The sequence below is a fragment of the Rossellomorea aquimaris genome, from assembly GCF_003315075.1.
In the GTDB taxonomy this organism is placed as follows: Bacteria; Bacillota; Bacilli; order Bacillales; family Bacillaceae_B; genus Rossellomorea; species Rossellomorea aquimaris_C.
This window is the reverse complement of sequence record NZ_QNRJ01000002.1, coordinates 130,651-157,087: the sequence shown is the minus strand read 5'-3', so window position 1 is coordinate 157,087 and position 26,437 is coordinate 130,651. Positions and strand designations below refer to the sequence as shown.

The following is a 26,437-nucleotide window of genomic DNA, read 5'->3' as shown; positions in this document are numbered from 1 at the left end:
ATTCTTTATTATAGTAATAGACTAAAAGGTATACCTACTATGAGAATACTGAATGGTTGGAAGGAGAGAAGATTTTGAATACAATGGGATTACATGTAGCGGTTGTCGGTGCCACAGGTGCAGTTGGACAACAGATGCTACAAACACTAGAAAAAAGGGACTTTCCAATAAAACAATTGACATTATTGTCTTCGGCCCGTTCAGCCGGGTCCACCGTTACCTTTAAAGGGAAAGAATGGACGGTTGAAGAAGCTAAGCCCGAAAGTTTTGAAGGGGTAGACATTGCTTTATTTAGTGCAGGGGGTAGTGTATCCAAACTTCTTGCTCCTGAAGCCGTTAAACGTGGAGCTATCGTCGTCGACAATACAAGTGCATACCGAATGGATCCAGATGTTCCTCTTGTTGTTCCAGAGGTGAATGAAGAAGATATCAAACTTCATAATGGAATCATTGCGAATCCTAACTGTTCTACGATCCAGATGGTGGCAGCTCTTGAACCGATTCGTAAACAATATGGTTTATTGAAAGTAATCGTGTCAACCTATCAAGCCGTTTCAGGGGCAGGTGCAGTGGCCATCGATGAGCTTCACGAACAATCACAAGCCATATTGTCCGGTGAATCGTTTGAGCCAAGTGTGCTACCTGTAAAAGGGGATAAAAAGCATTATCAGATAGCTTATAACGCCATTCCTCAAATTGATAAATTTCAGGAAAATGGCTTTACTTTTGAAGAAATGAAAATGATCAATGAAACAAAAAAAATTATGCATATGCCGTCATTAAAGGTATCGGCAACATGCGTAAGATTACCAGTTGTAACAGGTCACTCAGAAAGTGTATATATTGAAATTGAGAAGGGTTCTGTAACAGTGAATGATATCCACTCACTGTTAAAAGATGCTCCTGGAGTAACTTTAGAAGACGTCCCGGAAGAACAGATTTATCCGATGCCTGCACATGCAGTAGGAAAGCCGGATGTATTTGTCGGCAGGGTGCGTAAAGATCTTGATGAAGACAAGGGCTTCCATATGTGGGTTGTGTCTGACAACTTACTTAAGGGAGCGGCTTGGAACTCAGTTCAAATCGCAGAAAGTCTAATGAAACTTGGTATAATTAAATAACGAAGAGGGACCATTTCAGCTATAGATCTACTTATTTCCACTAATCGTTCTCACATACCTCTTGAACATATGACAATGAGGTGTAGTCATGAAAGTGATCGTTCAAAAATTTGGTGGAACGTCTGTACGTGATGAGGCAAGTCGCATAAAGGCGCTTGCCCACACAAAGCAAGCGATTGATAAGGGGTATAAAGTGGTGGTAGTCGTGTCAGCTATGGGAAGAAAAGGTGAACCTTACGCTACTGACTCCCTATTATCCCTTATCGGTGGCAGGAATACTTCAATAAGTAAGCGAGAGCAAGACTTATTATTATCTTGTGGAGAAATCATTTCCAGCCTGGTCTTCTCTAACATGCTTCTTGAGCATGGAATCCGGTCAACCGCTTTAACTGGGGCTCAAGCCGGATTCCGGACGAATAATGATTTTAACAATGCGAAAATTTTGGAGATGAGATGCAGCCGTTTGGTCAAAGAGCTTGAAGAACACGATGCAGTGGTGGTAGCCGGCTTTCAAGGTGCAACGAAAGATGGTGATGTCACCACGATAGGCAGAGGGGGAAGTGATACTTCGGCTTCTGCATTAGGAGTGGCATTAAAAGCTGAATTCATCGATATTTTCACCGATGTTGAAGGAGTCATGACTGCCGATCCCCGCATATCATCGAAAGCTAGGCCTATTACGGTTGTTTCTTATAATGAAGTATGTAATATGGCATATCAGGGAGCAAAGGTGATTCATCCAAGAGCAGTTGAAATTGCGATGAATTCAAATGTTCCAATAAGGATTCGTTCTACTTATTCAAATGGTGAAGGGACGCTTGTGACTACACTTGAAAATACAAAAGCACACAAAGAATTCCGGAGTCATCCCGTAACAGGAATAGCCCATGTACCGAACCTTACGCAAATAAAAGTATTCGCGAAGGAAGACCAATACAATCTTCAAGCTGAAGTCTTTAAGGCGATGGCTAAAGAAGGTATCAGTGTTGACTTCATTAACATCTCGCCACGGGGAGTTGTTTACACTGTTGCATCACCCCTGGCAGAAGGTGCGATATCGGTTCTGAATAAAATAGGTCATAAACCTATTGTCGAGTCAGAATGTGCTAAGATTTCAGTAGTGGGAGCCGGGATGACGGGTGTTCCAGGTGTGACTTCAGCCATCGTATCTTCTCTGTCCAACGAAGGGATTCGAATCCTCCAGTCAGCAGATAGTCATACGACTATTTGGGTTCTGGTGAAAGAGATGGACCTGATTAATGCGATAAATGCACTTCATGATACGTTTCAACTACAAGAGAGAACCGCTACATTCAGGATAGGATAAACTTAAGAGGAGAGTGACAAGATTGAATTTTGGCCGCGTTTCTACGGCGATGGTTACCCCATTTGACCGCAAAGGAAATATCGATTTCACCAAGACGACCCAATTAATTCAATATCTGATTGAAAATGGATCAGATTCGTTAGTAGTAGCCGGGACCACAGGTGAGTCTCCGACTTTAACAAAAGAAGAAAAGATTGCTTTATTTCGACATGTTGTAAAAGTAGTAAACGGAAGAGTACCTGTTATTGCCGGGACGGGAAGCAATAACACCCACGCCTCAATCGAGCTTACCAAAAAGGCGGCAGAGGCAGGCGTAGATGCCATCATGCTGGTGGCTCCATACTATAATAAGCCGAGTCAGGAAGGGCTATTCCAGCATTTCAAGGCGATTGCTGAATCAACAGCCTTACCAGTCATGCTGTATAATATCCCTGGACGTTCAAGCGTCAATGTTTCTCCGGATACCATCATTCGATTATCAGAGATTGAAAACATTGTAGCTGTTAAAGAAGCCAGCGGTGACTTGGATAGCATGACTGAAATCATTTCACATACATCAGACGATTTTATGCTATACAGTGGTGATGACGGACTTACTCTCCCTGTGTTGTCAATAGGGGGAACTGGAATCGTGTCTGTTGCCTCTCATATCATCGGAAACGAAATGCAAGAGATGGTTGCTGCGTTTACAAGTGGAAATTATTTAAAGGCAGCCGGTCAGCATCAAAAGCTTCTTCCTATCATGAAAGGGTTATTTGCCAGCCCGAACCCAACCCCGGTTAAGACTGCCCTGCAGATGAAGGGTCTGGACGTTGGATCTGTCCGCTTACCATTAATTCCACTCACAGAAGTGGAAAGAGCAAAGCTGTCTCAATTATTACAAGTATTATCTTAAGTAAATGAGGCTGGGACAAAAGTGTTTTAGTCTAAGTAAAACCCGAAAAAATCTGCTTTCTAGTAGGCAGATTTTTTCGGGTTTTTTATTTATTTACAGTACATTTGATTTCAGCTCTTTCCAGCGGTTGATTGGAGTGCAAGACGAAGACTCCTGCGGGAAAAGTAGCTTATGTGAGACCCCGCAGGCTTGCCGAGGAGGCTCACGAGCTACCCGCGGAAAGCGTAGTCTTGCACGGAAATCATTAGCGGTATTAAGAACCTACACTCCTATTGTTCGTCATTATATCGTGTTTTTTTAGTTTTGTCCCTGCCTCTTTTATTATAGACAGGAAAGAAGGCACTAAAATCAGTACTAGATTAATTTATTTTTAAAGAAGAAGGATTTAGTCATGTAGTATCGAAATAGTAATGTAGTAAAATTGAATGCAGTCTTTTTCCTAATTTTATTATAGGTAGGATAAAATTGGTTGTACTCCCAAAAAATTATCAAGTATAATAAACGTAACTGATTAAAGATCGGGAAAGGCACAGCATAGGAGGACATAATGTGAGTAAGACAAAGAATGAAAGTATAAAGATCATACCGCTCGGAGGAGTAGGAGAAATCGGTAAGAACATGTACGTGATCGAAGTGGATCATGAGATTTTCGTGGTTGACGCGGGGCTGATGTTCCCTGAAAATGAAATGCTCGGAATTGATATCGTCATTCCTGACATTCAATACTTGATCGAAAATAAAGAACGTGTGAAAGGGATCTTTTTGACTCATGGACATGAGGATAGTATTGGGGCTATTTCATACGTACTCAATAAGATTAAAGCTCCTGTTTACGGCACCCGTTTAACGAATGCTCTTGTAAAGGCACGATTGAAGGATGAAAATGTCAGGGAAGATGTGAAATTCTATACGATTCACTCTGATAGCCATCTGACTTTCGATGGAGTGAATGTAACGTTCTTTAAAACAACACATAGTATTCCGGATTCAGTTGGTGTATGTATACATACATCTGAAGGTGTCATCGTACATACCGGGGAATTCAAATTTGATCAATCTGCTAAACACCTTTATCGACCGGATTTAGGCAAAATGGCTCAAATCGGTGAAAAAGGGGTGCTATGTTTGTTGTCTGACAGCAAAGAAGCAGAGAGACCCGGCTACACAACCTCCGAGGCCGTCATTGAACAACATATTACAGACGCTTTACGAAAGGCATCCGGTAGAGTGATTGTAGCTTGCTTTGCATCTAATCTAATTCGACTACAGCAAGTTTTTGATGCTGCAGATCAAAATAAGCGTAAAGTGGTCGTAGTGGGTAAGAGTTTGAAGAGAGTATATGATATAGCATTGAAATTAGGCTATCTTCACGTCCGGGATGAGATGATCATCGGAATGGATGAGATTGGTGACTATCCTAAAGATGAAGTCGTCATCATCGCCACCGGAACACAAGGAGAACCGTTTGAAGCCTTACAGCGGATGTCAAAACGCTCCCATCGTCTTGTGAATATCGAAGAAGGGGATACAGTCCTTATTACGGCTTCACCTTCGCCTGGCATGGAAGTCATTGCAGGAAAGACAATCGACATGCTTTATAGAGCAGGAGCGAACGTCTTGACCGCTAATAAGAAGGTTCATGTATCAGGGCATGGGAGTCAGGAAGATCTAAAGTTTATGTTGAATATCATGAAGCCGAAGTATTTCATTCCTATTCAAGGGGAATATAAAATGCTGGTGGCGCATAGCAAGATCGCTCACGACATCGGTCTTCCGTATAAGCAAATTTTCATTTTGGATAAAGGTGATGTGCTTCAATACAAGGACGGTAAGATGAGAATGAGCGGCCGGGTGCAGGCCGGGAATGTGTTAATCGATGGAATTGGTGTAGGGGACGTTGGGAATATCGTCCTTCGCGACCGTAAACTATTATCTGAAGACGGTGTCTTTACGGTCGTAGTGACGATTAACCGCAGATCTAAATCGATTGTGTCAGGTCCTGAAATTATATCACGAGGCTTCGTTTACGTGAGGGAATCAGAAGAATTGATTGAAGGAGCTGGAGGCATCGTAACGGATGTAGTACATTCCTATCTGCAAAAAGGTTCATTTGAATGGACAACCATTAAACAAGATATCAGAGATCAGCTCAATTACTATTTATTCAATAAAACACGAAGAAGACCAATGATTTTACCGATCATCATGGAAGTTTAATGCGTGAGGCTATTTGTTTCTAACAGATAGCCTCCGTTTTTTATTTGATCCCAAAGTATAAAGTATGAAAACTCTCCCTTATTTAAATAATAACAAGAGAATGGAATGAAAAGGAGATGTTTTCATGGAACTAAATCATGGGCGTATGCAGGATCAGCCAAATAAAGGCCAGGATGATAATAAAGATAAACCATCAGGATTAATGGAAAAGATACAGCAATTAGGGCAAACGAATGTCCCGCAACTCTCTCAGGATTCCAATATCCATTGCTTGACGATTGTAGGACAAATAGAAGGGCATATGCAGCTTCCTCCACAAAATAAAACAACGAAGTATGAACATGTTATTCCTCAGCTCGTAGCCATTGAGCAAAATCCTAAGATAGAGGGTTTGGTGGTCATATTAAATACTGTGGGTGGAGACGTGGAAGCGGGACTCGCCATTTCTGAGATGATTGCTTCACTTTCTAAACCTACAGTATCTGTTGTGTTGGGTGGAGGACATAGTATTGGTGTGCCGATTGCGGTATCATGCGATTTTTCATACATTGCGAGCACCGCTACAATGACAATCCACCCGGTCCGGTTGACTGGATTGGTGATCGGCGTACCACAGACTTTCGAGTACTTGGATAAAATGCAGGATCGGGTAGTGAGTTTCGTTACGAAGCACAGCAATATATCGGAAGAACAATTTAAAGACCTGATGTTTGCAAAAGGTAACCTTACACGGGATATCGGTACGAATGTAGTCGGTGACGATGCCGTCGAATACGGCCTGATAGATGGAATCGGGGGCATTGGGACAGCCATTAAAAAGATTAACGAGTTAATTGAGATGAAAAAGCAATCGGATCAACAAGAGGGGTTAGTACAATGATCCTTTATACAGTGGTTCCCAATGATCTTGTATTTCCAACAGATGCAAATGAATTCAGTGGTCAAATGATGATGGAATATCAGGGTGTTCCTATCCTGGTTCAGCAGGAGGAGAACCGGTATCGAATTGTCAGGGTCATGAGTAGTGACCCTGCGCATTATCTCGATAATCAGATTTGCCCAGGTGAATTTATCAACAATTAAGGACGAAAGAGGATTTTCCCGAAATAGTGGTTATGCTATAATATTACTGGAAGAGACAAACATAATGATACTTTAAGTTAACGGGAAGGGTCTGACACCTTAGGCACATGGATTGCCCCAAAGGATCAGCCCTTTCTTCATCTTTATGTACATATGAAGAAAGACTTCAATAGAATTTAGGTGAATTGGATTGGCAAAACGAAAAAGAAGAAAAAAACGATCTGCAACGAGTTCAACCTTAAAACAAACCATTAAATATGAAATTACAGGAATGATCCTCGCTGCCCTCAGTTTGATTTCAATCATTGAGCTTGGAGCTGTAGGGAAAGCAGTGGTGTACTTCTATCGATTCTTTCTGGGTGAATGGTATATGGTTGCCCTCCTGTGGATGCTGTATGTGGCAGGATACCTCATGGTTAAACGAGAGATTCCTATGTTATTTAGTCGCAGACTTATCGGGGTTTACATCATCATTGCGAGCTTCTTGCTATTGAGTCATGTGAAGTTATTTGATTTGCTCTCAAATGATGGTTCTTTCGATAATCCAAGTGTCATCATGAATACGTGGGATTTGTATTGGATGGATGTAAGTGGTGAGACGAGTTCATCGGATCTTGGCGGAGGAATAATAGGGAGCGTTCTATTTGCCGTTTCTTATTTTCTATTTGACTCTCAAGGAGCAAGAATTGTTAGTGCCACATTCATATTGATCGGAATCATACTAGTGACAGGTAAATCCATCGGGGATGTGCTGGGAAGAGCGGGTAAGCGCTTTGGGGCATTCTTAAGCGGTCAATGGTCTGCATTCAAACAAGATATGAGTGATTGGAAAGAAGATCAGTCAAAGAAAAAAGAAGTGAAAGAAAAGAAAAAGAAAGAAGTTCCTGTGAAACAGGAGAAAGCGGTTGAAACACAGCTGCCTCAGGAAGAGGAAACGAGAGAACCGATTATCTCCAACTTCGCGGAACGTGCATACGGAGGGGCCCAGACTAAAGAACAGCCATCCGCTACAGGAGCGGGAATGAATGATGAAAATGATGAGGCTGCAGCTAAAGATAAGTCCGGTTCAGAAGGAGAAGCGGATTCTGCACCACCGATTACGTTTACTGAGGTAGAAAATAAGGATTATAAACTACCTTCTATTTCGTTATTAAAGAGTCCCAGAAAAACAGATCAGAGTAATGAATATCAACTGATCCATGCCAACGCAGCCAAACTTGAAAGAACCTTCCAAAGTTTCGGAGTGAAAGCGAAAGTTACACAAGTTCACCTAGGTCCAGCCGTCACCAAGTATGAAGTACACCCGGATGTAGGTGTGAAAGTAAGCCGCATCGTAAACCTTAGTGATGATTTAGCGTTGGCTCTTGCGGCTAAAGATATTCGAATCGAAGCTCCTATTCCAGGGAAATCGGCTATCGGTATAGAAGTTCCAAACTCAGAGGTGGCCATGGTGTCTTTAAGAGAGGTGCTTGAAGCTAAGGAACATAATAAACCGGATGCCAAGCTCCAAATTGGTTTAGGACGGGATATTACGGGAGAAGCCGTACTTGCAGAATTGAATAAAATGCCTCACTTACTTGTAGCCGGGGCCACAGGAAGCGGAAAGAGTGTCTGTATTAATGGTATCATTACGAGTATCCTCATGAGAGCTAAACCACATGAAGTCAAACTCATGATGATAGATCCGAAAATGGTTGAATTGAATGTATATAACGGGGTACCGCACCTATTGGCTCCCGTTGTAACAGATGCGAAGAAAGCTTCACAGGCATTAAAAAAGGTTGTAAGTGAAATGGAGCGGAGATATGAATTGTTCTCTCACACAGGGACAAGGAATATTGAAGGCTACAACGACTACGTTAAGAGACAGAATCTCGAAAATGAAGAAAAGCAGCCGCTGCTTCCGTACATTGTGGTCATAGTGGATGAGCTGGCTGATTTAATGATGGTTGCTTCAAACGATGTAGAAGACGCAATCACCAGACTCGCACAGATGGCACGTGCCGCAGGGATCCATTTAATTATTGCGACCCAGCGTCCTTCTGTTGATGTTATTACAGGGGTCATCAAAGCGAATATACCATCCAGGATTGCGTTTGCCGTATCATCTCAAATCGATTCCAGAACCATCCTGGACTCAGGGGGCGCAGAAAAACTATTGGGTAGAGGAGACATGCTCTTTATGCCTGTAGGGGCTTCAAAGCCTACAAGGGTACAAGGCGCCTTTTTATCTGATGAAGAAGTGGAAGAAATCGTAGACTTTGTCATTTCTCAACAAAAGGCACAGTATCAGGAAGAAATGATTCCGGATGAGATACAAGAAGATGAGAAAACGGGCGAAGCTGAAGACGAACTTTATAACGATGCAGTCCAGTTAATCGCTGAAATGCAAACCGCTTCCGTGTCCATGCTTCAAAGAAGATTTAGAATTGGTTATACAAGAGCAGCACGATTGATTGATGAGATGGAAGTAAGAGGAGTCGTTGGGCCATATGAAGGAAGTAAGCCGCGAACCGTCTTGATCGGTAAACCTTCAGAAGAGCAGAGCTCTTAACAAAAGGTGTGTTACCCTATTCAAAGTGAACGGGCTAACACACCTTTTTTATGTAAAATCCAAGGAGGAAATCTCAAAATGTATCCGTTTTAAATGATGTTATTCTAGTTTATCCACTAATGTGTTATACTATTAAAAGCGTTTACAATTGTAATGGCGTTGTTTTAATTTTGTAAAGATTGATAATCTATAACAACCTTACTGTAAATTATTTGTAAAATAACTCCATGAAACCCTATTCATCTTTCTATTTTTTCTATTTTTTTACAAATAAGGATTCTAAATTGTCATTCTAGTCATTTTTTTCGACAAAATCACACAATGCTATTTATTTATGAAAAGAAAAGTGTTATAGTATTTTCGATTAGTAGGAAAGATATACATCAGAGGTCTGATGTCTTGAGAAAATTTGGTGGTGGTTCCAGTGACAATAAAGACAGACAATCGACATTTATACTTACAAGTGATAGACCGTTTGAAGAAAGATATCGAAGCGGGGGTATACAAAGAAAAAGAAAAACTCCCGTCTGAATTTGATCTCTCCAAACAACTAGGTGTGAGTAGGGCTACTCTCCGGGAAGCTCTCAGAATTCTTGAGGAAGAAAGTGTCATCGTACGACGTCATGGTGTAGGTACATTTGTAAACGCTAAACCGCTCTTTACTTCTGGTATTGAGCAGCTGAACAGTGTAACGAACATGATTAAGCAGGCTGGTATGGAGCCAGGGACCATTTTCTTAAGCTCAACAACTCAAGAAGCTACTGAGGATGATGTGAAGAGGTTTACTTGCAATGAAGAGGACGACGTGATCCTGATTGAACGGGTTCGTACTGCAAACGGGGAACCGGTTGTGTATTGTGTAGACAAAATTCCTGAAAAGATTATGCCGAGGAATTTCACCCATGAAGATAATTCGATTTTCACCGTTTTGGAAAAACGCGAGAATAAGAGAATCACTCATGCTGTTGCACAAATAGAACCTATGGGCTATCACGATAAAATCTCCCCTATTCTAAATTGTGAACCAGAAACGGCACTACTCGTTTTAAAGCAAATGCATTTTGATGAAAACGATGAGCCGATTCTGTACTCAGTAAACTATTTTCGGTCAGACAAATTTAGCTTCCACGTATTAAGAAAGCGTGTATAACAACAATCCATCTTTCTACTAATTTATTACAATATTAGGGGGTACTCTAGGTGAAAAAACGTAAAATGGGTTTAGCGTTGTCATTTGTTCTAGCTGCAGGTACATTATTAGGTGCTTGTGGAACAAGCGAGGACAAAGAAGGTGCATCTAGTGGTGAAGGTAACAAAAAAGAAGATCAATTTACAGTAGCAATGGTTACGGATGTTGGTGGAGTAGATGACAAATCTTTCAACCAATCTGCTTGGGAAGGTTTAAAAGCTTTCGGTGAAGAGCACGACTTAGAAAAAGGTAAGAAAGGTTATGACTACTTACAATCACAATCTGATGCTGACTATGCTACTAACTTAAACACATTGGCTCGTCAAGACTTTGACTTAGTATATGGTATCGGCTTCCTTATGGAAGGTGCAATCAATGATATTGCACAACAACAAAAAGATTCTCACTTTGCAATCGTTGATGCTGTTGTAGATCAGCCAAACGTTGCAAGTATCACATTCAAAGAGCAAGAAGGTTCATTCCTTGCCGGAGTTGCTGCTGGACTAGCAACGAAAACGAACAAAATCGGCTTCCTTGGTGGAATGGAAATTCCAGTAATCGAGCGTTTCCACTCAGGCTTCATTGCTGGTGTTAAATCAGTCAATCCCGAAGCAGAGATCGTTGCAGACTATGCAGGAGCATTCGATAAAGCGGAACTTGGTCAAACAATCGCGTCTAAAATGTACTCACAAGATGTAGACGTTATCTTCCATGCAGCTGGTGGTACGGGTAATGGATTGTTCAAAGAAGCACGTGACTTAAAAGAAAAAGATCCTTCCCGTGAGCTATGGGCAATCGGAGTTGACTCCGATCAATCAGCAGAGGGTAAAGTTGGAGATCATAACATCATCTTAACTTCTTCTTTAAAGCGTGTAGATAATGCGGTTCTGGATCTTTCTAATAAAGCAAAAGAAGGAAACTTCCCAGGTGGAGAAGTTATCTCTTACGGTCTTAACGAAGAGGGTGTTGGATTAGCTGAACTTAACGAAGAGCTTTCTAACAAAGACGAAGTTATGACTAAAGTTGATGAATGGAAAGAAAAGATCATGAGTGGGGAAATTACTGTACCTGAATCTTTAGATGCAGCAAAATCATTCTCAGCTAACTAATTGAACAGGGATAAGGGGGCCAAGGATAGCCGGCCTCTTAACCCTTTTTTAGAAGGATTATTCATAGTAATTAAAATTTTAATTGAAGTATAGAAACTTCTTTCTATCTTTCATTTAGAGTTTTAATCGGGGCAACCCTTTTTTTTCTAGAGTCTTAAGGTCTGACCTCTAACTACTAGATAAATATCCCTAGCCTATGCAAGGAGTGATTAGCAATGGATTATGTAATTGAGATGCTGAATATTCGTAAAGAATTTCCAGGCATCGTAGCAAACGATAATATTACCCTCCAGCTCAAAAAAGGTGAAATTCATGCGCTTCTAGGTGAAAATGGAGCAGGTAAGTCTACACTGATGAATGTTTTATTTGGACTTTATCAGCCTGAACAAGGAGAAATTCGTGTTAAGGGGCAGAGAGTAAATATCACCAATCCCAATATCGCCAATGACTTAGGGATCGGAATGGTTCACCAGCACTTTATGCTCGTTGATACCTTTACAGTAACAGAGAATATTATTCTTGGAAGAGAGCCGAAGTCCGGTGCAACAGTGGATATTAAAAAGGCAGAGAAGGATATTCTGGAAATCTCAGAAAGATACGGTTTGAAAGTGGATCCTTCCGCTAAAATTTCTGAAATTTCAGTAGGAATGCAGCAGCGTGTTGAGATTTTGAAAACACTTTATCGTGGTGCAGAGATTCTGATTTTCGATGAGCCTACAGCGGTACTGACTCCGCAAGAGATCAAAGAGCTTATTCAAATCATGAAAACTCTAATTAAAGAAGGAAAGTCTATCATTCTTATCACTCATAAGCTGAAAGAGATTATGGAAGTGTGTGATAATGTAACCGTTATCAGAAAAGGAAAAGGGATCGGGACGGTGCAAGTATCGGAAACCGATCCGAATCATCTTGCCAGTCTGATGGTAGGACGTGAAGTAACCTTTAAGACGGAGAAGAAGGAAGCCACTCCTACTGACAATGTACTCGAAATTCGAGATTTGAACGTAAAAGATCACCGCAACGTTTCCGTTGTAAAGGGGTTAAACCTGGAAGTGAAAGCCGGGGAAATCCTTGGTATTGCGGGAGTTGATGGGAACGGTCAAAGTGAACTAATTGAAGCGATTACAGGGTTATACAAAGTTAATAGTGGCTCGATCAAGCTGAATGGAAAAGAAATAGTCAATATGAAACCGCGCAAGATTTATGAAACAGGTGTAGGTCATATTCCTCAGGATCGCCACAAGCATGGTTTAGTCCTGGATTTTCCAATCGGTGAAAATATGGTTCTACAAACCTATTACCAAAAGCCTTATTCAAATAAAGGGGTATTAAGCTATAAGAATATTTACAATCAAGCGAGAAAGCTAATTTCAGAGTTTGATGTAAGGACACCTTCTGAATATACCCTTGCAAGGGCATTATCCGGTGGTAATCAGCAAAAAGCGATCATCGGTCGGGAAATCGATCGTGACCCGGATCTGTTGATTGCTGCCCAGCCTACCCGGGGACTGGATGTAGGAGCGATCGAGTTCATTCACAAGCGCCTGATCGAGCAGCGGGATAACGGGAAAGCCGTACTATTACTTTCATTTGAATTGGATGAAATCATGAATGTGAGTGACCGTATCGCCGTCATTTATGAAGGACAAATTGTAGCAGTTGTGAATCCGAAAGAAACAACCGAACAAGAACTTGGACTACTGATGGCTGGTTCGAAGAGGAAGGAAGCGGGGGAGAACGCACATGTCTAATCGATTAACAAATATATTAATCCCGGTTATTTCGGTCCTTTTAGGAATTATTGTCGGAACCATTATTATGCTTGTGAGTGGGTATGACCCAATTGCAGGATATTCTGCACTATGGCAAGGTATTTTCGGAGAGATCTACTATGTAGGGGAAACGGTGCGTCAAGTGACTCCATACATTCTTGCTGGATTGGCTGTTGCCTTTGCATTCAGAACCGGATTATTCAATATCGGGGTCGAAGGACAACTGATTGTAGGTTGGCTTGCTGCAGTGTGGGTAGGGGTCGCTTTCGATGAGTTACCCAAGATCATTCACTTACCGCTTGCTGTAATCGCAGCGGCATTAGCTGGCGCATTCTGGGGCTTCATTCCAGGATTACTGAAAGCAAGATACCGTGTACACGAAGTAATTGTTACGATCATGATGAACTATATTGCCCTTCACGTAACGAATGCGATCATCCGTGATGTATTGACGGAGCGTAAAGATCGTACGGATTATATCGCAGAGACGGCTTCATTAAAGTCTCCATTCTTTGAGGCCTTAACGGATTACTCAAGACTGCATTGGGGGATCTTCATTGCTCTTCTGTGTGTCTTTATTATGTGGTTCCTTTTAGAGAAAACGACTCGTGGATATGAACTGCGTTCCGTAGGCTTTAACCAACATGCTTCTCAATACGCAGGAATGAACGTAAATGGAAACATCATTCTTTCTATGGTCATCTCTGGAGCATTTGCAGGACTTGCAGGTGCTATGGAAGGATTGGGGACATTTGGATACGCTTCGATCAAAGGTGGATTTACAGGGGTCGGATTCGACGGGATCGCTGTAGCTTTATTGGGAGGAAATGTTGCCATTGGTGTTGTGTTCGCAGCACTATTATTTGGAGGGCTAAAAGTAGGTGCATTGAATATGCCTCTTGAAGCAGGCATTCCAAATGAACTAGTAGACATTATCATTGCCCTTATTATTTTCTTTGTAGCATCTGGTTATATGATTCGCTATCTGATTCAACGATTTAGTAAGAAAGGGGTGAAATAAGTGGGCTTTATCGATATCTTAACAATCCTTATTCCATCAACATTATTGTGGGCATCACCACTTATTTTCACTGCTTTAGGCGGAGCGTTCTCTGAACGTTCTGGTGTGGTTAACATCGGACTTGAAGGGTTAATGGTCATTGGAGCTTTCTCAAGTATCGTTTTCAACTTGGCGTTTGCCGACACATTTGGTGCGGCAACACCATGGGTATCCCTGCTTATAGCCATGGCCATGGGGGCGTTACTTGCCGTACTCCATGCGGTTGCTTCCATTACATTCCGGGCCGATCAGGTAGTGTCCGGAGTGGCAATCAATCTGCTTGCCATTGGTTTAACTCTTTTCTTAGTCAAACGTATTTATGGAAAAGGTCAAACAGACATCATTTCTGAAGGCTTTGGAAAAGTGGATGTACCGCTACTGAACAAAATTCCGGTGATTGGAGATATTTTCTTCTCCAACACTTACTGGCCACCATTTGTAGCCATTCTTGTGTCGGTCATCGTTTGGTTCATTATGTTTAAAACTCCATTCGGTCTCAGATTGCGTTCCGTAGGTGAGCATCCAATGGCTGCCGACACTATGGGAATCAACGTAACGAAAATGCGCTATATCGGCGTCATCATTTCCGGGGCTTTTGCTGGAGTAGGCGGAGGAGTATATGCCCAGTCGATTTCGTCCGACTTTAGTCATGCAACGATAAGCGGACAGGGATTCATGGCCTTAGCTGCTTTGATCTTCGGTAAGTGGCATCCCCTTGGCGCAATGGGTGCAGCATTATTCTTTGGATTCGCTCAAAGTTTAAGTATCATCGGATCGAGTATCCCATTATTTGAGAATATTCCAAGTGTATATCTGCTAATCGCACCTTATGTATTGACCATCCTTGCACTTACCGGATTCATCGGCCGTGCAGATGCACCTAAAGCACTTGGTACACCATATATTAAAGGAAATCGTTAATCCATAACATAAGGACTAATCAAAGGTATCTCGACATTCGAGGTACCTTTTTTGTGAGGTTCTTTTGGTTATTGAAAAAAACAAAAGAAAGATCATAAATGAATATTATCCATGCATATACTAGTTTACTCTATGGGTATTTTTCCAATAGAGGAAGATGCTTGAAATCAACATATCACTACATGTATAGTTATACATAAATACCGCACAATAAAGGTGTTTATAACTTTTTTGATATCAAAAATGACGGAAATGTTGAACTAAGGAGGACGGTACGATGACAGCCATAAATGAAGTAGTAAAGAAGAAACAGGGGTACACGCTACATATCGTTCAAACGGATAAGTATAAAACCAACAGTCTGATCTTGAAAATGAAAGCTCCACTAGACCAAGAAACAGTGACCTTACGCGGATTACTCCCTCATGTGATGCAAAGCAGTACAAAGACCTATCCGAGTACAACGGAATTACGATCCTACCTGGATGAATTATATGGTGCGAACTTTTTTACGGATTTAGGTAAAAAAGGTGAGTACCACGTGGTCAGCATGTCAGTTGAAATAGCCAACGAAAAGTTTTTAAGGGACTCAGAGCCTTTACTTCAAAAAGGAATAGAATTTTTAGCAGACGTCCTGCAAAATCCTCATATTGAAAATAACGAATTCGATAAGAAAACGGTGGAGAAAGAAAAACGAAACCAGAAGGTAAGGATACAGGCAGTATATGACGATAAAATGCGCTACGCTAATTCCCGGCTTGTAGAGGAAATGTGTAAGGGAGAGCGTTTTGCCCTTCACGTCAATGGCATTAGTGAAGAAGTAGAGTCCATAACGGCCAAGAGTTTATATGAATATTATCAAAAAGTCATGAATGAAGATCAATTCGATCTTTATGTCATCGGCGATGTAGATGTTGCGGAAGTTGAAAATCTGTGTGATCAACTCCTTCAATTAAACGAACGTACCCCTCTCGAAGTCGATTCATCCAAAGTGGAACAAAAAGAAAGGGAAAACGTCGTGAAAGAAAAGCAGGATGTGAAGCAAGGTAAGCTGAATATGGGCTACCGGACACATACACAATATGGCGATGATGATTACTTTGCCCTTCAGGTGTTCAATGGCATATTCGGTGGATTTTCTCATTCTAAATTGTTCATAAATGTGAGAGAAAAAGCGAGCTTAGCCTACTATGCAGCAAGTAGACTGGAAAGTCATAAAGGACTATTGATGGTTATGTCCGGCATAGAATTTGAGAAATATGATCAAGCAGTCGGAATCATCAATGATCAGCTGCAAGCCATGAAGGATGGAGACTTTACAGATGGTGAGATCGAACAGACGAAAGCGGTCATCCGCAATCAACTGCTTGAAACCATTGATACGTCCCGTGGGTTGGTTGAGGTCCTTTATCATAATGCTGTCGCCCATGAAGAAATTGATCTAAAACACTGGCTTGATGAAATTGAGAAAACGACGAAAGAAGACATCGTAAAAGCAGCAAATAAAGTCGAACTTGATACCATCTACTTTTTAACAGGAATGGAGGGATAAGGATGAAGAAAATTTCCTTCGATCAACTACAGGAAAACTTATATTATGAAAAAATGTCTAATGGACTGGATGTCTATATTCTCCCGAAAAAAGGATTCAATAAGACGTATGCTACGTTTACGACGAAGTACGGAAGCATCGACAATCATTTTGCCCCTCTGGACGAAGAAGGATTCGTTAAGGTTCCAGATGGAATCGCCCACTTCTTGGAGCATAAATTGTTTGAAAAGGAAGATGGTGATGTATTCCAGCAATTCAGCCGCCAGGGAGCGTCGGCTAATGCTTTCACATCCTTTACACGAACGGCTTATCTTTTCTCAAGTACCACCAATGTAGAACGAAATTTAGAAACGCTTATAGACTTTGTTCAAGACCCGTATTTTACAGAAAAGACAGTGGAAAAAGAAAAAGGCATCATCGGTCAGGAAATCACCATGTATGATGATAACCCTGACTGGCGATTATACTTTGGGGTGATTCAGAATATGTACAAAAATCACCCGGTGAAGATTGATATTGCAGGAACGATTGAGTCCATCACACCAATCACGAAAGATATGTTGTATCAGTGCTATAACACATTCTACCATCCAAGCAATATGCTTCTCTTTGTAGTGGGGGCTGTAGACCCGGATCAAATCATGAATCAGATTCGTTCGAACCAGGAAAAGAAGGATTATGAAAAAATGCCTGAGATCAAGCGGAGATTTGATGAAGAGCCGGAAACGGTTGCTGAGAAGAAGCAGGTCCTTAAGATGAATGTACAAAGCCCTAAGTGCCTGGTAGGTCTTAAAGCGCCTGAACCACATCAGCAAGGCAAGGAAATGCTTAGACAAGAGCTTTCTATGAACGTTTTCCTGGATATGTTATTCGGTAAAAGCTCGACGTATTATTCTGAACTATACAATGATGGCTTGATCGATGAAACATTCCACTATGACTATACACAAGAAAATGGCTTTGGATTCCTAACTGTCGGCGGGGATACGGAAAAGCCGGATATCCTTGCCGAGAAGGTACAATCTCTGCTACTTAAAGCCAAACATGAATCTCTCTTTACAGAAGAGGGACTAGAAAGAACGAAGAAAAAGAAAATTGGTGCGTTTTTACGTGCCATTAATTCTCCTGAGTTTATTGCAAATCAATTCACACGCTATGCTTTTAACGAAATGGATCTGTTTGAGGTCGTACCTACACTTGAATCATTAAAGTATGATGATATTCAAAACGTTGCGAGTACCATTATTAGTGAAGAGCGCTTTACAGTGTGTCAAGTAGTTCCGAAATCATAATATCGGAGGGAGCTGCCCGAGGGTAGCTCCTCTCTTTATGGAGACATTGAGGTGGAAACAGATGAAATATGCTTTAATAACAGGGGCTTCTGGGGGAATCGGAAGCAGTACGGCTTTAAGCTTGGCAGAAGAGGGATGGAATTTATATTTACATTATCATTCGAATGAAAAAGCTATAACAGAGTTGCTACATAAGATTGAAAAGTTTGGGGTGGAGGCCATCCCCATTCGGGCAAATCTTGCCCTCCCGAGAGAAGTCGGGAGTCTCGTGAACAGTATCTTCCAACTTGATGCCATTATATATAGTAGCGGGAATTCAAGCTGGGGAATGTTTCAAGATCAGACTGAAGAAGAGGTGGACTATTTGATTAACGTTCATGTGAAAAGTCCTTTACTCCTTATTCAAAAGTTATTGCCTAAGCTGATAGAACGTAAGGGGAGTATTGTAATGGTAAGCTCCATTTGGGGACAAATTGGCGCAGCGTGTGAGGTCGTTTATTCAACTGTTAAGGGTGCGCAATTGGCATTTGTGAAATCATTGAGTAAGGAGCTTGCTCTTAGCGGGGTAAGGATCAATGCAATCGCTCCAGGGGCAGTTGATACATCGATGATGAGTTCGTTTTCTGAAGGGGAACTGGAAGCTATCAGGGAGGAGATTCCAATGGGTCGTCTCGCTCAGTCGGATGAAATAGCCGACTCGATTCAATTTCTCACTTCTGCCAAAGCCTCTTATATCACAGGTCAAACCATTTCCATCAATGGTGGGTGGCATACATGAAAAAGTTTTTTGGTCAAAAGATTATGGCGAATAATTTTTCCTCCGGGATACAAACTAAGGTTGTATTTCAATAAAGGAGGTCATGACAAATGTCTGTATTAGATAACTGGTCTGATTGGAAAAACTTCTTAGGTGAGCGTCTCAACCAGGCTCAACATGGTGGAATGGAAAATGAAACGGTTTCTGACTTAGCTTACCAAATTGGTGACTACTTAGCGAATCAAGTCGAAGCTAAGAACGATCAGGAAAAAGTGTTAGCGGATTTATGGTCTGTCGCTTCCCCTGAAGAACAACATGCCATTGCGAACATGATGGTTAAACTTGTTAATAACAATGGTACTCGTTAAGGAGAGGGATTTTTTCCTCTCTTTTTTATATGCTTCAAAAAAATCACTTGAGAAGTCTATACTTCTTTACTATAAACAGCTTATGAGGTCTAAAATGAGAAATTGTACATATTTATGTAGGTTTTGCTTTTCTATTACCGGAAAATCATTTATTATAATACCTAGATGTTTAAATAAATTTTCCGAATTATGTCTATTTTAATCGAATTGGAATGTCACAGTTTTTTCAGGAGGGAACCAATGGAACGCAAAGAATGGTATTTAGAATATGAAATTCAAAAAAATCGTCCAGGCCTCTTAGGTGATATTTCTTCGTTATTAGGAATGCTTTCTATAAATATAGTGACGATAAATGGAGTAGATGAAGGCAGGAGGGGAATGCTTCTTCTTGCAAACAATGATGAACAGATTACGAGGCTTGAGTCCATCTTACAAACGATGGATACCATTAATGTAACGAAGCTCCGAGAGCCGAAATTACGGGATCGCCTTGCCGTTCGTCACGGCCGTTATATTCAGCGTGATGCCGATGACAAGAAAACGTTTCGGTTTGTTCGTGATGAGCTGGGTTTATTAGTAGACTTTATGGCTGAGCTATTTAAGCAAGAGGGACATAAGCTTGTTGGGATCAGAGGAATGCCCCGGGTAGGGAAAACCGAATCCATTGTGGCATCAAGCGTATGTGCAAATAAGAAATGGCTCTTTGTCTCTTCTACTTTGTTAAAGCAGACAATAAGAAGCAAACTGATTGAAGACGAGTATTCATCTGAAAATCTATTTATTATTGACGGAATCGTTTCAACTCGCCGTGCAAGTGAAAAGCACTGGCAACTAGTAAGGGAAATCATGAGATTGCCTGCTGTGAAAGTAATCGAACATCCTGATGTATTCGTTCAAAACTCTGAATATTCACTTGAAGATTTTGATTATATCATTGAACTTAGAAACGATCCTGATGAAGAAATTACATATGAATTAGTAGAACAAAATAATTTATTTCAAAATTCCGATTTTGGAGGTTTTGATTTTTAATATTGGAAGGTGTTAAGTGGTGACGGAATTAGGAAATCGTTTAAAGGAAGCCCGCGAAGCTAAAGGTTACAGCCTCGATGATTTACAAAGAATAACAAAAATCCAAAAACGCTATTTGATTGGGATTGAAGAAGGCTCGTATGACGCGATGCCCGGGAAGTTCTATGTGCGTGCATTTATTAAACAGTATTGTGAAGCGGTCGGTCTTCCTCCTGAAGTGATTTTTGAGGAGCATAAGGAAGAAATTCCGACTACATATGAAGATGAGATACCTGTCTCCCTTTCCAGGGTTCAGTCGAGAAAGTCTGTTTCAGAAAGCTCTACAAGGGTATTTGACTTCGTTCCCAAACTGCTTATAGCCCTGTTTGTTATTGGTGCCTTGATTGCCGTATGGGTCTTCTGGCAAGGGAAGGTGGGGGATAAAGCCCCTGAGACACAACCTTCAGAAAATCAGCAGCAAGTGGATGTAGATGAGAATCAAACGGCTGAAAGTGAAGAGCCTGAAGAAGAAACCAAAGATAAAGATGAAACTGAAAGTAAATCTTCAGAAGATGAAAATGCCAAGGAAGATAAAGAACAAAAACCAGAACAATCATTAGTGGCTGTTAATACTTCAGGCTATAAAACAACCTATGAACTAAAAAATGCAGATGAATTCAAGCTGGAATTATCTGCTAAGGGTGATACTTGGGTCGGTGTATATAACACGAAGGATGAATTGTTGTTTGAAGGGTTATTAAAAGAGGGGAATAAAAAGGACTTTGACTTTTCTTCCGATAAGCTTGCTTATCTTGTAATCGGTAACGCTTCAAATACAAATATTGCAGTTAACGGCAATCTGCTTGAGTACAAGATATCTTCTTCGGATGTTGTAAGACAGGATATCATCATTAACTATGAACCTAAAGCGACACAATAATTGAGACGAAAGGAGTTTTAATAACTCCTTTTTCTTACATACTATAGTTAGAACGTGTTTTTTTAGTATTGGAGGTAGAAAGGTGAACTTACCTAATAAGATTACAGTTTCAAGGATATTTTTAATTCCATTATTTTTAATCATTATGCTTGCACCTTTAAACTGGGGTGACATGATGTTTCTTGGGGCAGAAATGCCGGTCAAGCACTTTGTAGGGGCTTTGATATTCATCATTGCGGCAACAACCGATTGGATAGACGGTTATTATGCACGAAAGCTTGACCTCGTGACGAACCTTGGGAAATTCTTAGACCCATTAGCGGATAAATTGCTTGTGTCCGCTGCATTAATTGTTCTGGTCGAGCTTGGCCTTGCCCCGTCATGGATTGTCATTATCATCATCAGCCGTGAATTTGCGGTAACAGGCCTTCGCCTTGTATTAGCCGGTGAAGGGGAAGTGGTTGCTGCGGGTCAACTTGGAAAGATTAAAACATGGGCACAGATCATCGCTATTTCAGCGCTGCTTCTGCATAATGCCATCTTCGAACTGATCAATCTGCCATTTGCGACCATTGCTCTTTGGGTAGCTTTGTTCTTTACGATTTGGTCTGGGTGGGACTATTTCAAACATAACAAAAAAGCATTTGTAAATTCGAAATAAAACGCTTTAACAAGGGGATTGATTCTACTGGAATCATCCCCTTCTTTACATCAATCACAGGGGGAATAAGGATGAATGCAGAGATCATAGCGGTGGGATCAGAATTACTATTAGGTCAAATCGTCAATTCCAATGCTCAATTCATTTCAGAGCAGCTGGCTGAAATGGGGGTGAATGTCTACTACCACACTAGTGTTGGAGACAACCCAGAGAGGTTGCAGCATGCGATTTCAGTAGCCCAAGAAAGAGCAGACTTGTTGATTTTCACTGGCGGACTTGGACCGACGAAGGATGATTTGACGAAAGAAACCATTGCGAAGTCATTAGGTACAACTTTGACCTTGGACGAAGATGCATTGGAATCAATTAAAGGCTATTTTAAAAAAGTCGACCGGGAGATGACCCCCAATAATGAAAAACAGGCACTCATATTAGCCGGATCTCAGGTGTTGAAGAATGAGAACGGTATGGCTCCCGGCATGCTATTGAAGAAGGATGCTAAAGCATACATGCTTTTACCAGGACCTCCATCTGAAATGAAACCGATGTTCAGTACTTACGGCAAACAGGCCATCCAACATTTATTGAAAAAGAAAGAAATCATCCATTCCCGGGTCCTGCGCTTCTTCGGTATTGGCGAAGCTCAGTTGGAAACAGAATTGGAAGCTCTGATTGATCAACAAACCAATCCAACCATTGCCCCACTAGCTGGTGACGGAGAAGTTACACTGAGGCTGACGGCCAAACACGAATCGAAAGACGTTGCCATCACCCTATTGGATGAGCTGGAAATTGAGATTATGAATATTGTAGGAGAATACTTCTACGGCTACGATCAGGATTCTCTCGGCGAGGTGGGATTCAAATTATTAAAAGAGAAGGGTTTCACACTATCCTGTGCAGAGAGTTTAACCGGGGGGCTCTTTCAAGCTCAATTAGCATCATTACCAGGTGCATCTTCCATCCTGAAGGGTGGGGTGATCTGTTACCAGGATGAGGTCAAGAAGAAGATACTCTCCGTGAAAGAGAGTACGCTCGAACAGCATACCTCCGTAAGCGAAAAGTGTGCCAAGGAGCTTGCTGAAAACGTAAGAGAACTGTTATCATCCGATATCGGGATCAGCTTTACAGGTGTGGCAGGTCCCGGATCACATGAAGGGCAACCTGCAGGAACCGTTTGGATTGGGTTGTCCATGAAAGATCAGCCAACTAAAACATTCCATTTGAATCTTGGCGGCGGACGAAATGCTAACAGGATAAGAACGGCGAAGTATGGTTGGTATTATTTGATCAAAGAATTGAGTGAGTAATTGTACTGAGGCTGTCTTCTGATATGGAAGGCAGTTTTTTTGTGGTAAACCGCTCTAAATTCAATCCAAAACACCCAGAGTAAAAAACCGAATGAATGTTCGATTTTTTTCTTGTTTTCTATAATAAAAACGTTTATAGTATAGATAGGTTGGATTTGAGACAAGCTTATAAGTTGTCAATTTCAAGTTCTATATTCAAAGGAGGAAGATTTGTGAGCGATCGTAAAGCAGCCTTAGATATGGCGTTAAAACAAATAGAAAAGCAGTTTGGTAAAGGCTCAATCATGAAGCTTGGGGAGAAAACGGATAGAAACGTTGTAACATGTCCAAGTGGTTCACTTGCACTGGACGCTGCTCTTGGAATAGGCGGATATCCACGTGGAAGAATCATTGAGGTATATGGTCCCGAATCATCCGGTAAAACAACAGTAGCACTTCATGCGATTGCAGAGGTTCAGGCTCAAGGAGGTCAAGCTGCATTCATTGATGCAGAGCATGCACTTGATCCTGAGTATGCTCAAAAGCTTGGAGTAAACATAGATGAATTATTGCTTTCTCAACCTGATACAGGTGAGCAGGCATTGGAAATTGCAGAAGCGCTTGTACGTAGTGGAGCAGTGGACGCTATCGTTATCGACTCTGTTGCAGCCCTTGTACCGAAAGCAGAAATCGAAGGAGAGATGGGAGATGCTCACGTAGGTCTTCAAGCCCGGTTAATGTCACAGGCTCTTCGTAAGCTTTCAGGTGCCATCAATAAATCGAAAACCATCGCAATTTTCATTAACCAAATTCGTGAAAAGGTTGGAGTCATGTTTGGAAATCCTGAGACGACTCCCGGTGGGCGCGCACTGAAGTTCTATTCTTCTGTACGTTTGGAAGTCCGTCGTGCTGAAACACTTAAGCAAGGAAATGAAATGGTAGGGAACAAAACGAAGATTAAAGTCGTGAAAAATAAGGTAGCTCCTCCGTTCCGTGTAGCGGAAGTAGATATCATGTACGGTGAGGGGATTTCTAAAGAAGGTGAAATCGTCGATCTTGGATCTGAGCTTGATATTGTTCAGAAGAGCGGTGCCTGGTATTCTTATAATGAAGAGCGCCTAGGTCAAGGTCGTGAGAACGCGAAGATTTTCCTGAAAGAAAATCCGGAAATCCGCAGCGAAATCATGCTGAAAATCCGTGAACATTACGGATTGGATACAGGTCGGGCTGAAACCGATGATAAAGGTGAATTAAGTCTTTTAGAAGACTAACCAAATATAAGAGAAGCAGCCATTTTCGGTGTGCTTCTCTTTATTATGTATGATAAGCTATTAGTTGGTAGAAAATAGTAATAGTGTTTTTCTCTAACGCAAATCGCTTATAGTTGTGAAAAGCATGAGAATAATCGTGTTCTAATGATAACTTCTAAATTCAACAAAAAATTTTCAAATAGTTGGATGGTGTCAAAAAATCATCCTTAACCCCAGAGTGACAGTGTCAATTTATGTCGAATGGAAAAAATCCCTTGAGAAATCTAGGGATAGAGGGCTCAACCCCTTGACAATAAATTTTCAGAGATTTAAAATTAACATGTATATTTTACAAATTTTTCGAATGAATATTTGAAAGCCTAGCGCTGTATATTTTGTTCAAGTGAGCAATGTACAAGCCGACATGTAAAAGACATGATGACAGTTCATAGCAAGAGGAGGTGAAATAATGCAACCTATAACAATCATCTCCATTTTGCTTGGCCTAATCGTCGGTGTAGTTGTTGGATACCTAATTCGTAAGTCCATTGCTGAAGCAAAGATTGCTGGTGCTAAAGGTTCAGCAGAGCACATTTTAGAAGATGCGAAGCGCGAGGCAGATGCTCTGAAGAAAGAAGCACTATTAGAAGCAAAGGACGAAAATCATAAACTTCGCACAGAAATGGAAAATGACCTTCGTGAACGAAGAAATGAATTGCAGAAACAAGAAAATCGTTTGATGCAAAAAGAGGAAAACCTCGATCGGAAAGATGAAACGCTGGATAAGCGTGAAGCCTTACTCGAGAGAAAAGAGGGGACTCTTAACGAGAGACAACAACATATTGAAGAGATGGAAAGCAAAGTGGACGAGATGGTACGATCACAGCAAACAGAGCTAGAGCGTATCTCGAGCTTAACTCGTGATGAAGCGAAAGGAATCATTCTTGACCGCGTTGAAAATGAACTCTCCCATGATATCGCCATTATGGTCAGAGAGCATGAAACACGTGCGAAGGAAGATGCAGATAAGAAGGCGAAAGAAGTCCTTTCACTGGCTATTCAACGTTGTGCTGCTGAACATGTGGCAGAAACAACGGTTAGTGTTGTGAACCTACCGAATGATGAGATGAAAGGTCGAATTATTGGGCGAGAAGGACGTAACATTCGTACGCTGGAAACTTTAACAGGAATTGATCTGATTATTGATGATACTCCTGAAGCAGTTATTCTTTCTGGTTTTGATCCGATTCGTAGAGAAACGGCTCGAATTGCATTAGAGAAGTTAGTTCAGGATGGACGTATCCACCCTGCGCGAATTGAAGAGATGGTCGATAAATCTCGACGTGAAGTGGATGAATACATCCGTGAAATTGGTGAACAGACAACCTTTGAAGTTGGCGTTCACGGTCTTCACCCGGATTTAATTAAAATCTTGGGACGTTTAAAGTATCGTACAAGTTACGGTCAAAACGTTTTAAAACACTCAATGGAAGTGGCGTATCTATCCGGGTTACTAGCAGCAGAGCTTGGTGAGGATGAACGACTCGCTAAACGTGCTGGATTACTTCATGATATCGGAAAAGCGATCGACCATGAAGTAGAAGGAAGCCACGTAGAAATTGGTGTTGAACTGGCAACGAAGTACAAGGAACACCCTGTTGTCATTAACAGTATTGCCTCTCACCACGGAGATACAGAGCCTACGTCCATCATTGCCGTACTGGTTGCTGCAGCTGATGCTTTATCTGCTGCGAGACCTGGCGCAAGAAGTGAGACGCTTGAGAACTATATCCGCCGATTAGAGAAGCTGGAAGAAATCTCAGAGTCATATGAAGGCGTTGAGAAATCTTTCGCGATCCAGGCAGGACGTGAAGTTCGTATTATGGTTAGACCAGAAGCCATTGACGATTTGGAATCTCACCGATTAGCGAGGGATATCCGTAAACGGATCGAAGATGAGCTCGATTATCCAGGTCATATTAAAGTAACGGTCATCCGTGAAACAAGGGCTGTCGAATACGCGAAATAAGAGGTTGACTTGAAAAGGGATATCCCTTTTCGAGTCAGCT

The 26,437-nt window shown here is 41.4% G+C and carries 22 protein-coding genes; all 22 read left to right on the top strand.

Annotated elements, in window-relative coordinates:
* Positions 1-83: 83 nt before the first annotated feature.
* The 22 genes from asd (at position 84) to rny (ending at position 26,397) form a co-directional block, all read left to right on the top strand.
* Positions 84-1,121 carry an aspartate-semialdehyde dehydrogenase gene (gene asd, locus DET59_RS03235; RefSeq protein WP_113968460.1) on the top strand — a complete coding sequence of 346 codons (1,038 nt, stop codon included), beginning with the start codon at positions 84-86 and terminating at the stop codon, positions 1,119-1,121.
* 88 nt (positions 1,122-1,209) lie between these two features.
* Positions 1,210-2,448 carry an aspartate kinase gene (dapG, locus tag DET59_RS03230; protein WP_113968174.1) on the top strand — a complete coding sequence of 413 codons (1,239 nt, stop codon included), beginning with the start codon at positions 1,210-1,212 and terminating at the stop codon, positions 2,446-2,448.
* A gap of 22 nt (positions 2,449-2,470) precedes the next feature.
* Positions 2,471-3,343 (top strand): 4-hydroxy-tetrahydrodipicolinate synthase, encoded by an 873-nt coding sequence (gene dapA, locus DET59_RS03225; RefSeq protein WP_258549569.1) that lies wholly within the window; start codon positions 2,471-2,473, stop codon positions 3,341-3,343.
* Positions 3,344-3,892: 549 nt separating this feature from the next.
* A complete protein-coding gene (locus DET59_RS03215; protein WP_113968172.1) occupies positions 3,893-5,560 on the top strand; it encodes a ribonuclease J in 1,668 nt (555 codons plus the stop codon).
* A 145-nt stretch (positions 5,561-5,705) separates the two neighbouring features.
* Positions 5,706-6,440, top strand: a complete 735-nt coding sequence (locus DET59_RS03210; RefSeq protein WP_113968458.1) for a ClpP family protease — start codon at positions 5,706-5,708, stop codon at positions 6,438-6,440.
* The gene (locus DET59_RS03205) at positions 6,437-6,643 is read left to right on the top strand and encodes a YlzJ-like family protein (protein WP_113968171.1); all 207 of its coding nucleotides are present in this window, start codon (positions 6,437-6,439) and stop codon (positions 6,641-6,643) included. The genes DET59_RS03210 and DET59_RS03205 overlap by 4 nt, the downstream gene beginning before the upstream one ends.
* A 190-nt stretch (positions 6,644-6,833) precedes the next feature.
* Positions 6,834-9,197: a DNA translocase FtsK gene (locus tag DET59_RS03200; RefSeq protein ID WP_113968170.1), complete on the top strand. Its 2,364-nt coding sequence runs from the start codon at positions 6,834-6,836 to the stop codon at positions 9,195-9,197.
* A gap of 424 nt (positions 9,198-9,621) precedes the next feature.
* Positions 9,622-10,347, top strand: coding sequence for a GntR family transcriptional regulator (locus DET59_RS03195; protein WP_113968169.1), 726 nt, complete (start codon positions 9,622-9,624; stop codon positions 10,345-10,347).
* 50 nt (positions 10,348-10,397) lie between these two features.
* Entirely contained in the window at positions 10,398-11,495 is a 1,098-nt protein-coding gene (locus tag DET59_RS03190) for a BMP family lipoprotein (protein ID WP_113968168.1), read from the top strand.
* A 215-nt stretch (positions 11,496-11,710) separates the two neighbouring features.
* On the top strand, positions 11,711-13,246 hold the full coding sequence (locus tag DET59_RS03185) for an ABC transporter ATP-binding protein (protein ID WP_113968167.1): 1,536 nt from the start codon (positions 11,711-11,713) through the stop codon (positions 13,244-13,246).
* Positions 13,239-14,288, top strand: a complete 1,050-nt coding sequence (locus DET59_RS03180; protein WP_113968166.1) for an ABC transporter permease — start codon at positions 13,239-13,241, stop codon at positions 14,286-14,288. Before DET59_RS03185 ends, DET59_RS03180 begins: the two co-directional genes overlap by 8 nt.
* Entirely contained in the window at positions 14,289-15,248 is a 960-nt protein-coding gene (locus DET59_RS03175; RefSeq protein ID WP_113968165.1) for an ABC transporter permease, read from the top strand.
* Positions 15,249-15,525: 277 nt separating this feature from the next.
* Positions 15,526-16,800 (top strand): EF-P 5-aminopentanol modification-associated protein YfmF, encoded by a 1,275-nt coding sequence (yfmF, locus tag DET59_RS03170; RefSeq protein WP_113968164.1) that lies wholly within the window; start codon positions 15,526-15,528, stop codon positions 16,798-16,800.
* A 2-nt stretch (positions 16,801-16,802) separates the two neighbouring features.
* Positions 16,803-18,092, top strand: coding sequence for an EF-P 5-aminopentanol modification-associated protein YfmH (yfmH, locus tag DET59_RS03165; RefSeq protein ID WP_113968163.1), 1,290 nt, complete (start codon positions 16,803-16,805; stop codon positions 18,090-18,092).
* Positions 18,093-18,153: 61 nt separating this feature from the next.
* Positions 18,154-18,870, top strand: coding sequence for an elongation factor P 5-aminopentanone reductase (gene ymfI, locus DET59_RS03160; protein ID WP_258549559.1), 717 nt, complete (start codon positions 18,154-18,156; stop codon positions 18,868-18,870).
* Positions 18,871-18,959: 89 nt separating this feature from the next.
* Positions 18,960-19,217 (top strand): DUF3243 domain-containing protein, encoded by a 258-nt coding sequence (locus tag DET59_RS03155; protein ID WP_113968161.1) that lies wholly within the window; start codon positions 18,960-18,962, stop codon positions 19,215-19,217.
* A gap of 240 nt (positions 19,218-19,457) precedes the next feature.
* A complete protein-coding gene (locus DET59_RS03150) occupies positions 19,458-20,249 on the top strand; it encodes a DUF3388 domain-containing protein (protein ID WP_113968160.1) in 792 nt (263 codons plus the stop codon).
* Positions 20,250-20,265: 16 nt separating this feature from the next.
* The gene (locus DET59_RS03145) at positions 20,266-21,168 is read left to right on the top strand and encodes a helix-turn-helix domain-containing protein (RefSeq protein ID WP_258549558.1); all 903 of its coding nucleotides are present in this window, start codon (positions 20,266-20,268) and stop codon (positions 21,166-21,168) included.
* Between the two features lie 82 nt (positions 21,169-21,250).
* Entirely contained in the window at positions 21,251-21,829 is a 579-nt protein-coding gene (gene pgsA, locus DET59_RS03140) for a CDP-diacylglycerol--glycerol-3-phosphate 3-phosphatidyltransferase (protein ID WP_113968158.1), read from the top strand.
* Between the two features lie 71 nt (positions 21,830-21,900).
* Positions 21,901-23,139, top strand: a complete 1,239-nt coding sequence (locus DET59_RS03135) for a competence/damage-inducible protein A (protein ID WP_113968157.1) — start codon at positions 21,901-21,903, stop codon at positions 23,137-23,139.
* Positions 23,140-23,351: 212 nt separating this feature from the next.
* The gene (gene recA, locus DET59_RS03130; protein WP_113968156.1) at positions 23,352-24,389 is read left to right on the top strand and encodes a recombinase RecA; all 1,038 of its coding nucleotides are present in this window, start codon (positions 23,352-23,354) and stop codon (positions 24,387-24,389) included.
* 448 nt (positions 24,390-24,837) lie between these two features.
* On the top strand, positions 24,838-26,397 hold the full coding sequence (gene rny / locus DET59_RS03125) for a ribonuclease Y (protein ID WP_113968155.1): 1,560 nt from the start codon (positions 24,838-24,840) through the stop codon (positions 26,395-26,397).
* The last annotated feature ends 40 nt before the right edge of the window (positions 26,398-26,437 follow it).